Raw genomic sequence first — 15,150 nt, 5'->3', positions numbered from 1 at the left:
GTAACAGAAGGAAAGCAGGGGGAAAACGATGGATCAAACAAATGAAACTAAAATATTAGTAGTAGATGATGAAGCCAGAATTCGCCGCCTTTTAAGAATGTACCTTGAACGGGAAAACTATGTGATTGAAGAAGCGGAAAACGGCGATGAGGCCATTAAAATGGGGCTGGCCTCAGATTATGATCTGGTGCTCTTGGATTTAATGATGCCGGGAACAGACGGAATAGAAGTATGCCGGCAGCTCAGAGAAAAAAAAGCGACGCCGATTATCATGCTGACGGCAAAAGGGGAAGAAGCCAACCGCGTTCAGGGGTTTGAAGCGGGTACGGACGATTATATCGTGAAGCCTTTCAGCCCGAGAGAAGTGGTGCTTCGGGTAAAGGCGCTTTTAAGAAGAGCTTCTCAAACATCCTATCTGACAGCAAATACGCCGACAAAAAATGTGCTCGTTTTTTCACATCTTTCCATCGATCACGATGCTCACAGAGTGACTGCGGACGGCACGGAAGTGAGCCTGACGCCGAAGGAATACGAACTGCTGTATTTTCTGGCGAAAACACCGGACAAAGTGTATGACAGAGAAAAGCTTTTAAAAGAAGTATGGCAGTATGAATTTTTCGGAGACCTTAGAACGGTGGATACCCATGTAAAACGGCTCCGTGAAAAATTAAACAAAGTATCTCCGGGAGCGGCGAAAAAAATCGTCACCGTCTGGGGAGTGGGTTACAAATTTGAGGTAGGCGCTGAATGAAGTTTTGGAAAAGCGTAGTAGGAAAGCTTTGGTTTACCATTCTTTCACTCGTATTAATTGTTTTATTTATTTTAACGGTGCTGCTTCTCGAATTCATAGAGAATTACCACGTAGAAGAAGCGGAAAAAGATTTAACGCAGCTTGCCGATAAAATAGCGGTCATTATAGAAAATCATGAAGACCAGCCGCTTGCCAGATCCATCACGTGGGAGCTGGCGGACAACTTAACGAGCATCGCGATCATTCAGGATGATCAGCACGTCTGGTATTCGCCGAATGACGATAATCATTTATCATCTATTACATTGGAGCAGATCAAACGCGACCGGGATTTGCACAAGGCGCTGACAGACCGCAAAAAAGTAAGCAAACGCGCGGCGCCCAATGATGCCGGTTCCGATAACGAACGGCTGATCGTCGGCGTGCCGTATGAAAAAGACGGCAAAAAAGGCATGGTCTTTTTATCTCAGTCGCTGCTTGCCGTCAAAGATACGACGAAACATACGACACGGTATATCTTTCTTGCGGCGGGAATTGCCATCGTTTTGACAACGTTTTTCGCGTTCTTTTTATCCAGCAGGGTGACGTACCCGCTTCGGAAAATGCGGGAAGGCGCCCAGGACTTGGCGAAAGGGAAGTTTGATACAAAAATTCCGATTCTGACTCAAGATGAAATCGGGGAACTGGCCATTGCCTTTAATCAGATGGGCCGGCAGCTCAATTTCCATATCAACGCGCTGAATCAGGAAAAAGAACAGCTGTCGAATATTTTAAGCAGTATGGCAGACGGGGTCATCACCATTAATATCGACGGCACCATTTTGGTGACGAACCCGCCGGCCGAACGTTTTCTGCAGGCTTGGTATTACGAGCAGAATATGAACATTAAAGAAGGAGACAACCTTCCTCCTGAAGCAAAAGAGCTTTTTCAAAATGCCGTGAGCACAGAAAAAGAGCAAATGATTGAAATGACGCTTCAAGGAAGGTCATGGGTTTTATTGATGTCGCCTCTTTATGCGGAATCACACGTCCGCGGCGCCGTGGCCGTGCTCCGTGACATGACCGAAGAGCGCAGGCTTGATAAATTGCGTGAAGATTTCATTGCCAATGTCAGTCATGAACTCAGAACTCCGATTTCTATGCTGCAAGGATACAGTGAGGCAATAGTGGACGACATTGCAAGTACCGAAGAGGAGAAAAAAGAAATCGCGCAGATCATTTATGATGAATCCCTTCGCATGGGCCGGCTTGTCAATGACTTGCTGGACTTGGCCAGAATGGAATCCGGACATACGGGTCTGCACTATGAAACGGTGAACCTGCATGAATTTCTGGAGAAGATTTCCCGCAAATTTTCCGGGGTAGCGAAGGAAAAAGGGGTTTCGCTCACAGAAGACATTGCGGTGTCTCAGCCGGAGTGTGTCTTTGACGAAGACAAAATGGAACAGGTGTTTACCAATCTTATAGACAACGCGCTGCGTCATACAGAGTCAGGCGGAAGCGTTCATATCGCGGCTCAGACCGTAAAAGACGGACTGAAAATCGATATTAAAGATTCCGGCTCGGGAATACCTGAAGAGGACCTGCCTTTTATTTTTGAACGTTTTTATAAAGCGGACAAGGCGAGAACAAGGGGCAGGGCGGGAACCGGACTCGGGCTCGCTATCGTAAAAAATATCGTGGAAGCGCACGGCGGCTCAATTGCGGTGCACAGCAGCATCGACAAAGGGACGGCGTTTACATTTTATATTCCGACAAAAGTGCAGGATGGCGTCTGAAATTGACGAACAATCTTGTTCCATACGAAACACCCGCAGAACATGCGGGTGTTTTTTTGTTAATTTCCCCTTTAAAAATTTAAGAATATGTTAATATAAATTCCCTTCCAAATTCCAGTTTCTCGTAATATAGTTGTAATGTAACTTTTCAACGCATTTATACGACAAAAAAGTGAACGGAGGGGCTTCCCATGGAAGAAACCTTTCAGATATTATATGATGCATATCATCAAGATTTATACCAATTTTTATTTTATATGGTAAAAGATAAAACACAGGCTGAGGATTTGGCGCAGGAAGTGTATATCCGCGTCTTGAATTCCTATCATACATTCGAAGGTAGAAGCAGTGAAAAAACATGGCTGTTGTCCATCGCGCGCCATGTGGCGATTGACTGGTTCCGCAAGCAGCAGACGATCAGACAGCGTATTATGGGTACGTTTGATTGGGATACACAAGATGTCAGAGATCAGCATTTGCTTCCGGACGAACTCGCCGTACAGCATGAAAATGTCCGGGAAATTTATACCGCGCTTGATCACTGCACCATTGATCAAAGAGCTGTTATTATCTTGAGATTTATTCAGGGATATTCCATTCAGGAAACAGCTGCCGCTCTCGGCTTCTCGGAAAGCAAAGTCAAAACGACCCAACACAGAGGGCTCAAAATACTTCGGAAACAGATGGAGCTTTTGAGGGAGGAGCTAATGGATGATGAAGTCATATTGGAACGAAGAAAGAGTAGAGGAGTTGTTAAGACAACTTCCGGCGGTTAGAGATCATCGTTCACCAGAGGCCATTTACCGGAATATTGAAACGGGTAAACAGTATAGAAAAAAACCGGCCCGAAGCAGGATCGGCCCCGCAACAGCCGCCATCTGCGCATTGTGCATCGCTCTGATTATATCTCCTCACCTGCTGACAAGAAACGAATCTTCCGGTGATCTTACAGCTGACAGCAGTCAGGCTGAAAAAGCCAGTCAGTCAGCTTCAGTCAAGCCGGAACAGAAGACGTTTGTCGTCTCAAACCAAAACAAAAACAAATACATTACGTTGGCGTTTGCCGATTCAGAAACATCCGCCGTTATTCCGATCAGTTTTGAAAAAAGGAAGCCCGACGAATCGGTTTCAGAGGCTTTATCCGAGGCAGAAAACCTGGAAGTGCCCGAATCTTTCCTGTCTGTACCCCGGCTTTTGGACGGTGTTCAAGTAAGTGCGGATAAGAAGGATCTGCTTGTACAAGTAAACGGACGGCTATCAATTGAATCAGTGGCCGAAGCTGATTTATTGAAAAAGGTGCTGAAAGAGACTTTGACCTGGAGTCCTTACGAGCGGATTAAAATGACAAAGATTCAAAATGGAGCAGGACAGGATCTTTATAAAGCATACGGTATTGCCGCTGAGATGTCCGTACATAAGCAGGCAAAACGGGCGTATTTTTCTTACCGTGACAATCTGGGACAAGAGTATCTCATTCCGTCGGAACAAACCTATTCTTCAGTAGAGCAAGCCATTGACGGAATGAAAACAGATAAAGACTCACAGACCGCAGGCGTCATTGAAGCAGATGCGATTGCATCAGTATCCGAAAATAAAAACGGCCGGCAGCTGCAAATCCAATTGTCCGAAAAACATACGGTGGAAGATTCGCTAGAAGGGATTTTAATGATCGAAGGACTTTTGTTAACCGCGAAGGAATTCGGTTTTTCTGAGGTGCTGTTCACACATGCGCGTGCAAAGAAAGTCGGTAATTATGATGTGACAAAACCAATCGCTGTGCCTGCCGCGCCTAATCCGCTTCCCATCCATTAAACGTTAAAAACCCAAAACATTTATATGTTTTGGGTTTTTGTCTGTTACGGAAGGTCAATCAATTTAACTGAGACAATATCCTGAATTGAAGCCAGCTCATTGACGACTTTATCATCCAGGTGTTTATCAAAAGAAAGCATCATAATGGCTTCTCCGCCTTTTTCTTTACGGCCTACCTGCATGGTGGCGATATTGATATCGTTATCGCCGAGGATGCGTCCGACGCGTCCGATTACGCCAGTCGTATCCTGATGCTGGATATATACGAGGTGGCCGGCAGGATGTAAGTCAATATTAAAGCCGTTCAGTTCAACGATTCTTTCACCGAAGTGAGGGATATACGTAGCCGTTAACGTAAAGGTGCTCCGGTCTCCGGTCACTTTTACGCTGATGCAGTTATCATATCCTGATTCATTGGAGGAAATCTTTTCGCTGAAGCTGATTCCGCGTTCTTTTGCGACACCGCCGGCATTCACTTCATTGACCGTTGAGTCTACACGCGGTTTTAAGAAGCCGGACAGCAGGCTTTTTGTAATAAACGATGTTTCAAATTTGGCGATGGTGCCTTCATATTGAATCGCAACATCTTTGACGGGTTCCTTCATACATTGTGACACGAGACTTCCGATTTTATCGGCAATTTGGTGATAAGGCTGAATTTTTTTGAATTCATCCTTCGTCATCGCTGGCAGGTTGATCGCTGACATGACAGGCAGGCCTTTTGCAAATTGAAGCACTTCTTCAGAAACCTGCGCCGCAACATTCAGCTGTGCTTCTTTCGTTGAAGCGCCTAAGTGAGGTGTGGCAATCACTAACGGATGGTCGGGAAGTTTAGATTCAACAGGCGGCTCCACTTCAAACACGTCAAGCGCAGCGCCTGCGACATGCCCGCTTTCCAGTGCTTCCAAAAGCGCCGCTTCATCAATGATTCCGCCTCTTGCGCAGTTAATAAGGCGGACGCCTTTTTTCGTTTTGGCGATGGTCTCTCTATTAAGCAGTCCTTTTGTTTCCTTTGTTAAAGGCGTGTGAACGGTAATGATATCCGCACTTTCAAGCACTTCTTCGAAGGTCCGGCTGTTTACCCCGATTTTGCCGGCTCTTTCTTCGGTTAAGAACGGATCGAACACATGAACCGTCATACCGAACGCTCTGGCGCGCTGGGCGATCTCGCTTCCGATCCGGCCGAGACCGATAATTCCCAGAGTCTTTCCGTAGAGTTCCGCCCCGACAAAAGCCGTCCGGTTCCATTCTCTAGATTTTACTGAGATATTGGCTTGCGGGATGTGTCTCATTAATGAAGAAATCATCGCGAATGTATGCTCTGCCGTTGAAATCGTGTTTCCGTTTGGCGCATTTATCACGATAACTCCATGTTTTGTGGCCTCATCGATGTCGATGTTATCCACCCCGACACCGGCTCTGCCGACGATTTTTAAAGAGGTCATTTTTTCAAACAATTCTTCGGTTACTTTCGTGGCACTGCGGACTAACAGGGCATCAAAGGTATGTAATTCATCTTCTGCATCCGCGACGTTTTTTTGAACAATTTCTATAAAGTCTGATTCCATCAGCGGCTTTAAGCCGTCATTGCTCATCTTATCTGAGACCAAAACTCGAAACATTGTTAGATTTCCTCCTAGTTTAGCTGACTAAATATCTGATAATTTATCATATTCTCAATAGAGTGTCAATGCGTATTGACGCAGTAAAGGAGAAAAGGAAACCGCTCATTCAGTTAAAAAATGAGTTTCGCCAATATTTTATATAAAATTGAGCAGTTCGCTATACAATTGCAATGTGATCATATATAATGTGAATAAATTCATAAGATCAATCTTCGGGGCAGGGTGAAATTCCCTACCGGCGGTGATGAGTATCATACTCTAAGCCCGCGAGCTGCTTCGGCGGCAGGATCCGGTGAGATTCCGGAGCCGACAGTATAGTCTGGATGGGAGAAGATGGAGGTTCAGCAGACGTTTTGATGCTCATATCAAACGTTTCTTTGCTAAGCCTTAGTAAACTCCCGCTTTTTTATAAAAGCGGTTTTTTTATTGAGGTGTAAAGAACCTTTCCTCTTTTCGAGAGATTTGATCGAAAAGGAGAGAGCATTGTGAAAGTAAAAAAATTAGTTGTTATCAGTATGCTTAGCAGCATTGCCTTTGTGCTTATGCTGTTAAATTTCCCGTTTCCGGGTCTGCCGGATTACTTGAAAATTGATTTCAGTGACGTTCCTGCAATTATCGCCATTTTGGTTTACGGGCCTGCGGCGGGGATTGCGGTTGAAGCGATTAAAAATATTCTGCAGTATATCATTCAAGGAAGCATGGCCGGCGTGCCTGTCGGGCAGGCGGCCAATTTTATCGCGGGGACGCTGTTTATCCTGCCGACGGCGTTTATGTTTAAAAAACTCAAGTCTGCAAAAGGGCTTGCGGTGAGCCTGCTGGCCGGAACCGCGGCGATGACTGTTCTGATGAGTATTTTGAACTATATTCTCATCCTGCCCGCGTATACTTGGTTTTTGCATTCACCGGCACTGTCAAACAGCCAGTTAAAAACAGCGGTTGTTGCGGGAATTCTGCCGTTTAACATTGTGAAAGGCATTATCATCACCATCGTATTTACGTTCATCTTTACGAAGCTTAAACCTTGGATTGAGCAAAAACGCAGCGTTCAAACACAATAATGACTGAAAGCGTCCGCCTCGTAAAACACAGGCCGGGCGCTTTTTTTTGTTTGTTGGATCGGCAAAAAAATAAGACTCCGGCCGATAACAGCCGGAGTCTTATTCACGTATAAAGCTCCTCTCACGGGGAGGGCTTTTCTATTCGTATTTCAGCGGGTCGCCTTCAAACGGTTCATCCGCAACTTTGATTGAATCAGTAGGGCATCCTTCAAATGCGTCAATCATATCTTCTTCCAGCACTTCCGGAACTTCGACGACACCTTTATTTTCGTCAAGCGTAACGAATGCAATGCCTTCATCATCATAATCATAAATGTCTGGTGCCGCAGCTCCGCAAGCGCCGCATGCAATACACGTATCTTTATCTACGATTGTGTACTTTGCCATGAAAAAAACCTCCCAGATTGTTCGTGTTGGAACAAATGGTTTACCTTATATATTTTTAAATATAACACCTATTCCTCTTACTTATTGTAATGATGTTGGTGTCAAATTTCAACAGAAAAATGATTGAGAATGCTTATCACATAAGGGATTCTCTATAGCAGTTCCCCCTAAAAGATGACTTTAAACGTCAAATTTATATGAAAATCTGTTAAAATAAAAAGAACAAAAAAACGAAACTTGTTGAGAGAAGAAATGTAGGTGTGTTGAGATTGGCGATAAACTACTTTGATACCGTGGTTCTCGACTGTCTGGACAAAATAGACGGCGAACGGACTCCGAGTGCCGTGTTTCATTTATTAAAAGGAAAAAAGTCGTCTCAAACCATTCAGGATGCGGGCTTATTTCAGATCGCTAAATATTTCGGCATGGCTTCACAGTGCGAACGCGGCGATATTGCTGCTTCGATGCATAAACTCACCGGAGACTCATACATTACAGCCGGAAAAGAAGAGGGAACGTGGAAAGTGACTGCACGCGGCGTTCAAACGCTTGAACGGGCGTTTGCAGAGCGGCCTTGGCCGAAGCACTGCCACGGCGCGAATTATCAAACGCCGGCTGTCATCCTCTGGAAGCGGCTGTCCCTGCTCATTCAAGTCCTGTCAAACAAAGAGCATCAATGCAGTCAATATATCCCGGTTACAAACGATGTACAGACGCTGAGATGGGTCAAACGGTTTATGCGGAAAACCAGAGATGTCAAAGAACTCTCCGTCCAAATGCATGACACGCTGTTTCAGCTTCTGCAAGGCGTAAGTGAACGGCAGGCGCTTATTTTCGTCTATTCTCTAACCTCATTCGACAGAATCGGCAGCACGAATAAGCAGCTCGCTCTTCAGCTGAACGAAGATGAATGGTATGTGTCCGTTCAGTTTTGGGGAGCGGTACATTATGTTATTCAATCGCTTCCGCAATGTGCACATCCAGCTCTGCGCGAACTGTTGTCCGACCTGCAGTCGGAAAGCGCGCTCACGCAGTCTGCCAGAAAAACCTATGAGCTCTTGGAAAAAGGGTTTCCGATTGAACGGATCGCCGCAATCAGAAATTTAAAAACTGCCACAATCGAAGATCATATCGTAGAAATATCGCTGCATCAGCCTGCATTTTTTATAGAACAGTACATTTCTGAAGAGGAACAGCGTATGATAACGGCATTTGCAAAACAGCATCAAACGAATAAAATTAAACGGATTCGCGAAGGAATGCAGATGCGCTTCAGCTATTTTCAGATCAGGCTGGCGCTGGCAAAGACGGTGAAACAGCATGACTGAGCTGCACAAAGCTTTATACCGGAATTTTGGTTTGCATTCGTTTAAAAAAGGGCAGGAAGAAATCATCACCAGCGTGCTTCAAAAGAAGGATACGATTGCCATGCTTCCGACAGGCGGGGGGAAATCATTATGCTATCAGCTTCCGGGTTACATAATGGACGGGCTGGTACTGATTATTTCACCTCTTCTTTCATTAATGGAAGATCAGGTGCAGCAGCTGAAAGCGAAAGGAGAAAAGCGGGTTGCGGCATTAAACAGCATGCTGAATTCTGACGAGCGGCATTTTGTCCTCAGCAACATCAGCCGTTACAAATTTCTTTATATGTCTCCTGAAGCCCTCTCGTCACCTTATGTGCTGAATCGTTTGAAAAACGTCCCGGTCAGTTTATTTGTCATTGATGAGGCTCATTGCATATCAGAGTGGGGACATGATTTCAGGCCTGATTATTCAAAGCTCGGACCTTTCAGGCAAGCACTCGGCAAGCCGCCTGTATTGGCGCTGACCGCGACAGCGACGAAAGAAACGCTCAGGGATGTGACGGATGTGCTCGGACTTGAGCATGCGGTGCGCCATCTATATTCGGTCAACCGGCCGAATATTCTCTTGGCGATTGAACATGTGGCTGATAATGCCGAAAAAATCAGCAGGGTCACAGAGCTTGCCGAAAAGCTCGAGGGCCCGGGCATCGTATATTGTCCGACCAGAAAATGGGCGGAAGAGCTTGCGGCCGAGCTGAACGAAAAAACGGGAAAGCGGACGGATTATTATCACGGGGGAATGGATACAGGCGACAGGATATTAATTCAGCAGCAATTTATCCATAACCAGCTTGATTGCATTTGCTGCACCAATGCGTTCGGCATGGGTGTGGATAAGTCTGATATCCGCTTTGTTATTCATTTTTATCCTCCCCAAACGGCCGAGGCCTTTATGCAGGAAATCGGAAGAGCGGGCCGCGACGGCAGCCCAAGTGTCAGTATTTTGCTGAGAGCGCCGGGCGATACCGAGCTTCAGCAGCAGATTATTCAGACAGAAAGTTTGTCCGATTACGACCTGGAAGGCATTCTGGCCGTCATACGGGACGCCGGTACAAGCGATGAGCGAAAGCTTCGGGATGTTCTGATAAGCAAGGGCGTTCAGGAAACACAGGCGCGAACGGCCATCCACCTGTACCTGCAAGGAAAAACCAATAAAGAGCAGCTGCAAGAAGAACTGACATGCCGCGTGGAAAAGAAGCTGCATAAAATGAACCGCTTTTCGGCGTTATTGGAGCGGAAAGAATGTATAAGAGAAGCGCTATTAGCTTACTTTGATGAATCGTATGAGCCTGAAGGTCCAACCGGGCAATGCTGCAGCAGCTGCGGAATGGATCTGACCCCATACGAGCAAAAAGGAGAACGGAAAAACATGGAGCGGTTTGAAGATTGGAAGCTGGAATTAGACCGGATTTTCGGTTTAGAGTCTGCGGGTGAGTTCAGCTGAAACGGCAAAGCGAATTGATCCATCAGCTCTCAGACAGGGAGATTGTTATACAGCTTTATGCCACCCAATTGCTCATATTGGCGGCTTCTGCTGTCATCGGCTTTTTCTGTTTTACCGATGTTCACGATTTTTTAAAGCTGTGGCATATACGTGACGATAATATCATATGGTACGGTGTAACTCTTGCTGTCCTTGTCATTTTTGCCGATCTGGCGGTGATGAAATGGTGTCCTTCGCATTTATATGATGACGGCGGTATTAATGTATTGCTTTTTAAGAAAAGGCCGGTATTGCACATTTTGTTTTTGACGCTTCTCATTGCGTTCAGCGAAGAGATTTTATTCAGAGGCGTTCTGCAGACACATATCGGCTTATGGGCGGCCAGCTTTATTTTTACCGTGCTTCATTTCAGATACTTGGCGAAATGGCTTCTGTTTATTATGGTTGCGGGCATCAGTCTTTTGCTGGGGCTTATCTATGAATGGACCGGTAATTTATTCGTTCCGGTTACAGCACATTTTATTATTGATGCGGTATTTGCCTGTCAGGTCCGTTTTCAATATGTTAGGAGGGGTTTGCATGACGGAAATGTCAAGAGTTGAAAGAAAAAAAGCTCAGCAGCTGCGTGCCGAGCAGCAGATTGCCGCGGCCGCGGATGAACAAATTGAATATCTTGAAGACAGCCTCCCGACAAGACAATCTGTAAAAGAGGAGCGTAAAAAAAAGGAAGAACAGGTGAAGGAAAAAACCAAAACAAAAACGCCGCTGTTCACTTTTCTGACCGTCCTGTTTATTGTTGTGACAATCGGTGTCTTTTTCGGTCTTCTGTATATGACAAACAGCAGCAGATTTGACCCGAAGGATTATGAAGATGTCTTTATAGACCACAGTGAAAGCGCGCCTGCCGTGATTCCGAAAGCGGACGTGCAGAAAGAAACATCTGAAACCGCTCTTTTAAAAAAGCCGGAAAAAAAGTCTGAGGACAAAGAAAAGAAAGAAGCGGCTCCATCTGAAAAAACGAAAGAAAAACCGAGTGAAAAAACACCGAAAAAAACGGAAACAGCTTCAGAAAAACAGGTAAAGCCGACAGAAACCGAATACGCGGAGACAAAACAGCAGTCTCCGCCGGCTGTCCGTGAAAAGCGAGTTCCGGCTGCCGGCAGTGATCAAGCGGAGACCGTCCAGCAAAAAGTGCGGACCGTCCAGCATACTGTCCAGCCGAAAGAAACGCTTTACCGCATTTCAATGAAATATTATAAAAGCCGTGCAGGCGAAGAAAAAATCCGCAGTTACAATGGGTTAAACGGAAACGATGTGTATACAGGCCAGGTTCTGAACATCCCGCTTTCCGAATAAATACATATTTTCACCGCGGCTTTCATATAGTGTACCAATGAAAACGGACAAGGTGTGAAGCGAATGGATTCTTTATGGAAGCAATTAGACCGATTTGCTGACGGACCGACGAAACAAATGCTTCAGGCGCTGGTTAAACGGAAATTAAAATACGAAAATTATGCCAAGCAATGCCGAAGATGGCAGTGGGCGTCCCTCGTTTGCTTTTCCCTGATGTGCGTACTGCTGATTTTTAAAAGCTTCAATGCCCCTCAAGCTTCTCCGCAGCTGATTCTGCAGGAAATATTAGGCCATACGGTTTATTTGTGCTGGATTATGGCTTCCGCTTTTGCGTACTGCACTTCTTATTATTTTAAAAAAAAGGAAGAAAAAGCCGAGGGTGAATTTCATAAGCTGAGATGTGAAATTATCCAAAAAAGCACGGATTTATGGCCCCAGCCGGAAAAATGGGGGGCGAGAGAATCTGTTTTTCACCTGATGAAACATCGGTATGATATCAATCTTTATTTTGAAAGCAAATAAAAAGAGGCGTTTTCCGGAAAGGATAGAAACGTCTTTTTTTGTTTGTCCGTCTAATGTAAGACAATGACAGAATGGAGAGTGCGTTTATGAAGCTTACAGCGGGAATTCTTGGCTCATTGGCGGGAGCGGCTGCGGTTATGGCGGCTGTCATGTACAAAACGGCAAACGGCAGCCACCTGAAAACACATACATTTATGCTTGATAAAATGAAAGGGATGAAGCCGCTCACCATCTTTTTTATATCTGACGTGCACCGCCGTTTAATTGATGAAAAGCTTCTCCGGGAAGCATCAGTTTATAAGCCGGATGCCGTTTTGCTCGGCGGTGATTTGGCGGAGGGCGGAGTTCCATACGCCAGAATCGAGGAAAACATCAAACGTCTGACTGCTCTTGCGCCTGTTATTTATGTGTGGGGAAATAATGATTACGAGGTCAGCCAGCAAAAATTGCTTTCTCTTCTTCAGGCATATAAAGTGATCCCGCTGAGAAATGAATCGGTTCAGTTTGCTTATAAAGGGGAAACGGTTACGATCTGCGGGGTGGATGATATCAGAATGATGATGGATGATTACGAATCTGCAATCAGACATACGGACGAAAACAAAGTAAACCTTCTGCTATGCCATAACCCGGGCATCCATGAGCAGATGAATGAGTCTGACGGAATTGACGCTGTGTTCAGCGGCCATACGCACGGCGGCCAAATCCGTTTCGGCCGGTTCGGTCCGTATGAATTGGGCGGGACGGGAACGGTAAAGAAAGCGCATTACCTGATCAGCAACGGCTACGGGACGACAAAAGTTCCGCTGAGGCTCGGAGCGAAACCTGAGACGCATATCATCACCCTGTGCGGACCGGATGAGCCGTTTTCCTGAAACAAATCCGGCCGAGTCGATAAAAAACGGCATTCTGCTTGTCTTCCCGCTGTACACGGTGTAAACTGATAACAAATTAAGAACCTATGACTCATTTATTCATATACTGTGTTATATGATTTGTGTGCAAGAAGAGGCAGGAGGGAACATTATGCGGCTTGAGCGTCTGAACTATAATAAGATTAAAATCTTTTTAACCCTCGACGATCTGACTGATCGGGGACTGACAAAAGAAGACCTCTGGAAGGACTCGTTTAAAGTCCACCAGTTATTTAAAGATATGATGAATGAAGCAAATACAGAGCTCGGCTTTGAAGCGAATGGTCCGATCGCGGTGGAAGTATATTCTCTTCAGGCACAAGGCATGGTTGTGATTGTCACGAAAAATCATGACGCGGACGCAGAAGACGACGAATATGACGACGATTATATCGAGATGCAGGTCAAACTTGACGAAAGCCCGGATATTATTTATCAGTTCCATTCGTTTGAAGATATCATTCAGCTTGCCGGGAGCCTTCATCGCATCGGGATTACCGGCGGAACCGTCTACCACTATGAGGACCAGTACTATGTAAGTCTTGAAGACCTCGGCTCCCGTTCTGCAGAAGGCGTTGTCGCGGTGCTGGCCGAATACGGGCACCCTGCGACGATTACGATTTACAGGCTCCATGAGTACGGAAAACTCATCATGGACGGCAATGCTGTGGAGACCATCGAGAGACATTTTTCATAAAAAAAGAGACGAAACGGCAGCTGTTTTCAGCGGCCGTCTTTTTTTAAGCGAAATAATGGAAAAATCATTGTCTTTCTTCTATGCACGGAGATATTGAAGGTGTATACTAGTCACTGAAAGGGAGCATGAGAGAAACAGAAGATTTTAGGAGGTTAACTCAAATGGAAGCCGATCGATTCACCGGTCATAATGAAGAAGACAAACATGATGTATTAAAATCAACCCAAACCGTAATACATAAAGCTCTGGAAAAATTGGGGTATCCAGAAGAAGTGTATGAACTGCTGAAAGAGCCGCTCAGATTATTAACGGTTAAAATTCCGGTTCGGATGGATGACGGGTCTGTGAAAATATTTACAGGCTATCGTGCACAGCACAATGATTCCGTAGGTCCGACAAAAGGCGGTATTCGTTTTCACCCGAATGTAACTGAAAAAGAGGTGAAAGCACTTTCTATCTGGATGAGTTTAAAATGCGGAATTATTGATCTTCCTTATGGCGGTGGTAAAGGCGGAATTGTTTGTGATCCGAGAAATATGTCATTCAGAGAGCTTGAAAGACTGAGCAGAGGATACGTCAGAGCAATCAGTCAGATTGTCGGACCGACTAAAGATGTCCCGGCACCAGACGTATTTACAAACTCGCAGATTATGGCTTGGATGATGGATGAATATTCAAGAATTGATGAATTTAACTCACCTGGCTTTATTACGGGAAAACCGCTTGTACTGGGCGGATCCCACGGCAGGGAATCAGCTACAGCAAAAGGCGTCACCATCTGCATAAAAGAAGCGGCCAAGAAAAAAGGTCTTGATATTCAGAACGCGCGCGTCGTCGTACAAGGTTTCGGAAACGCGGGCAGCTATCTGGCTAAGTTTATGCATGACGCCGGCGCGAAAGTTGTCGGAATTTCTGACGCGTACGGAGGTCTTTACGATCCGGACGGTCTTGATATTGATTATCTGCTTGACCGCAGAGACAGCTTCGGAACAGTGACGAAGCTTTTCAATGACACCATTACGAATCAGGAGCTGCTTGAGCTTGACTGTGATATACTTGTCCCGGCAGCGATAGAAAACCAAATTACAGATGAAAACGCTGACCGCATTAAAGCGAAAATCGTGGTAGAGGCGGCAAACGGACCGACGACACTGGAAGGAACGAAAATCCTGACAGATAAAGGAACGCTGCTTGTTCCCGATGTTTTGGCGAGCGCCGGCGGTGTAACGGTTTCTTATTTCGAATGGGTTCAAAATAACCAGGGCTTCTACTGGAGTGAAGAAGAAGTCGAAGAAAAACTGGAAAATATGATGGTAAAATCGTTTAATAATATTTATGAAATGTCCCAAAACCGCCGGATTGACATGAGGCTTGCGGCTTACATGGTCGGCGTGCGGAAAATGGCGGAGGCTTCGCGCTTCAGAGGCTGGATATAAACC

General features: G+C 45.6%; 15 protein-coding genes and 1 riboswitch. Of the genes, 13 read left to right on the top strand and 2 right to left on the bottom strand.

Translation table 11 applies throughout. The features are described from left to right. The first annotated feature begins 28 nt into the window (after positions 1 to 28). The 4 genes from resD (at position 29) to MHH91_RS12120 (ending at position 4,341) form a co-directional block, all read left to right on the top strand. Complete coding sequence (gene resD, locus MHH91_RS12135; protein WP_003153397.1) at positions 29 to 751, top strand: DNA-binding response regulator ResD; 723 nt, start codon at positions 29 to 31, stop codon at positions 749 to 751. After that, positions 748 to 2,529 (top strand): ATP-binding protein, encoded by a 1,782-nt coding sequence (locus MHH91_RS12130; protein ID WP_013352717.1) that lies wholly within the window; start codon positions 748 to 750, stop codon positions 2,527 to 2,529. The genes resD and MHH91_RS12130 overlap by 4 nt, the downstream gene beginning before the upstream one ends. A 191-nt stretch (positions 2,530 to 2,720) precedes the next feature. After that, positions 2,721 to 3,305 carry an RNA polymerase sigma factor SigX gene (gene sigX, locus MHH91_RS12125; protein ID WP_013352716.1) on the top strand — a complete coding sequence of 195 codons (585 nt, stop codon included), beginning with the start codon at positions 2,721 to 2,723 and terminating at the stop codon, positions 3,303 to 3,305. Next, on the top strand, positions 3,280 to 4,341 hold the full coding sequence (locus MHH91_RS12120) for a hypothetical protein (RefSeq protein ID WP_014470036.1): 1,062 nt from the start codon (positions 3,280 to 3,282) through the stop codon (positions 4,339 to 4,341). The genes sigX and MHH91_RS12120 overlap by 26 nt, the downstream gene beginning before the upstream one ends. Before the next feature lie 44 nt (positions 4,342 to 4,385). On the opposite strand, the gene serA is transcribed toward MHH91_RS12120, so the two are convergent. Further along, positions 4,386 to 5,963 carry a phosphoglycerate dehydrogenase gene (gene serA / locus MHH91_RS12115; protein WP_014470037.1) on the bottom strand — a complete coding sequence of 526 codons (1,578 nt, stop codon included), beginning with the start codon at positions 5,961 to 5,963 and terminating at the stop codon, positions 4,386 to 4,388. A gap of 207 nt (positions 5,964 to 6,170) precedes the next feature. Continuing rightward, positions 6,171 to 6,305, top strand: a riboswitch (FMN riboswitch). Between the two features lie 146 nt (positions 6,306 to 6,451). Between serA and MHH91_RS12110 the strand changes: the two genes are divergently transcribed. After that, positions 6,452 to 7,024, top strand: coding sequence for an ECF transporter S component (locus tag MHH91_RS12110; RefSeq protein ID WP_013352713.1), 573 nt, complete (start codon positions 6,452 to 6,454; stop codon positions 7,022 to 7,024). 138 nt (positions 7,025 to 7,162) lie between these two features. Here MHH91_RS12110 and MHH91_RS12105 read toward each other — a convergent pair whose 3' ends face one another. Then, positions 7,163 to 7,411: a ferredoxin gene (locus MHH91_RS12105; protein WP_003153403.1), complete on the bottom strand. Its 249-nt coding sequence runs from the start codon at positions 7,409 to 7,411 to the stop codon at positions 7,163 to 7,165. Between the two features lie 269 nt (positions 7,412 to 7,680). On the opposite strand from MHH91_RS12105, the gene MHH91_RS12100 reads away from it, so the two are divergent. The 8 genes from MHH91_RS12100 (at position 7,681) to gudB (ending at position 15,147) form a co-directional block, all read left to right on the top strand. Beyond that, on the top strand, positions 7,681 to 8,739 hold the full coding sequence (locus tag MHH91_RS12100) for a helix-turn-helix domain-containing protein (RefSeq protein WP_013352712.1): 1,059 nt from the start codon (positions 7,681 to 7,683) through the stop codon (positions 8,737 to 8,739). Continuing rightward, positions 8,732 to 10,222 carry a RecQ family ATP-dependent DNA helicase gene (locus tag MHH91_RS12095; RefSeq protein ID WP_013352711.1) on the top strand — a complete coding sequence of 497 codons (1,491 nt, stop codon included), beginning with the start codon at positions 8,732 to 8,734 and terminating at the stop codon, positions 10,220 to 10,222. The genes MHH91_RS12100 and MHH91_RS12095 overlap by 8 nt, the downstream gene beginning before the upstream one ends. Positions 10,223 to 10,236: 14 nt before the next feature. After that, a complete protein-coding gene (locus tag MHH91_RS12090) occupies positions 10,237 to 10,824 on the top strand; it encodes a CPBP family intramembrane glutamic endopeptidase (protein WP_014470039.1) in 588 nt (195 codons plus the stop codon). Then, complete coding sequence (locus MHH91_RS12085) at positions 10,802 to 11,578, top strand: LysM peptidoglycan-binding domain-containing protein (protein ID WP_013352709.1); 777 nt, start codon at positions 10,802 to 10,804, stop codon at positions 11,576 to 11,578. Before MHH91_RS12090 ends, MHH91_RS12085 begins: the two co-directional genes overlap by 23 nt. Positions 11,579 to 11,641: 63 nt before the next feature. Further along, positions 11,642 to 12,100: a YpbF family protein gene (locus MHH91_RS12080; protein WP_013352708.1), complete on the top strand. Its 459-nt coding sequence runs from the start codon at positions 11,642 to 11,644 to the stop codon at positions 12,098 to 12,100. A gap of 86 nt (positions 12,101 to 12,186) precedes the next feature. Beyond that, the gene (locus tag MHH91_RS12075) at positions 12,187 to 12,975 is read left to right on the top strand and encodes a metallophosphoesterase (protein WP_013352707.1); all 789 of its coding nucleotides are present in this window, start codon (positions 12,187 to 12,189) and stop codon (positions 12,973 to 12,975) included. 151 nt (positions 12,976 to 13,126) lie between these two features. Next, a complete protein-coding gene (locus MHH91_RS12070; protein WP_013352706.1) occupies positions 13,127 to 13,711 on the top strand; it encodes a genetic competence negative regulator in 585 nt (194 codons plus the stop codon). Between the two features lie 161 nt (positions 13,712 to 13,872). Continuing rightward, the gene (gene gudB / locus MHH91_RS12065; RefSeq protein ID WP_013352705.1) at positions 13,873 to 15,147 is read left to right on the top strand and encodes an NAD-specific glutamate dehydrogenase; all 1,275 of its coding nucleotides are present in this window, start codon (positions 13,873 to 13,875) and stop codon (positions 15,145 to 15,147) included. Positions 15,148 to 15,150: the final 3 nt, after the last annotated feature.

The sequence above is a fragment of the Bacillus sp. FSL K6-2819 genome (genome assembly GCF_038008305.1).
Taxonomy (GTDB): domain Bacteria; phylum Bacillota; class Bacilli; order Bacillales; family Bacillaceae; genus Bacillus; species Bacillus amyloliquefaciens.
The sequence above is the reverse complement of the archived record's forward strand: the minus strand, read 5'-3'. Positions and strand labels throughout refer to the sequence as shown.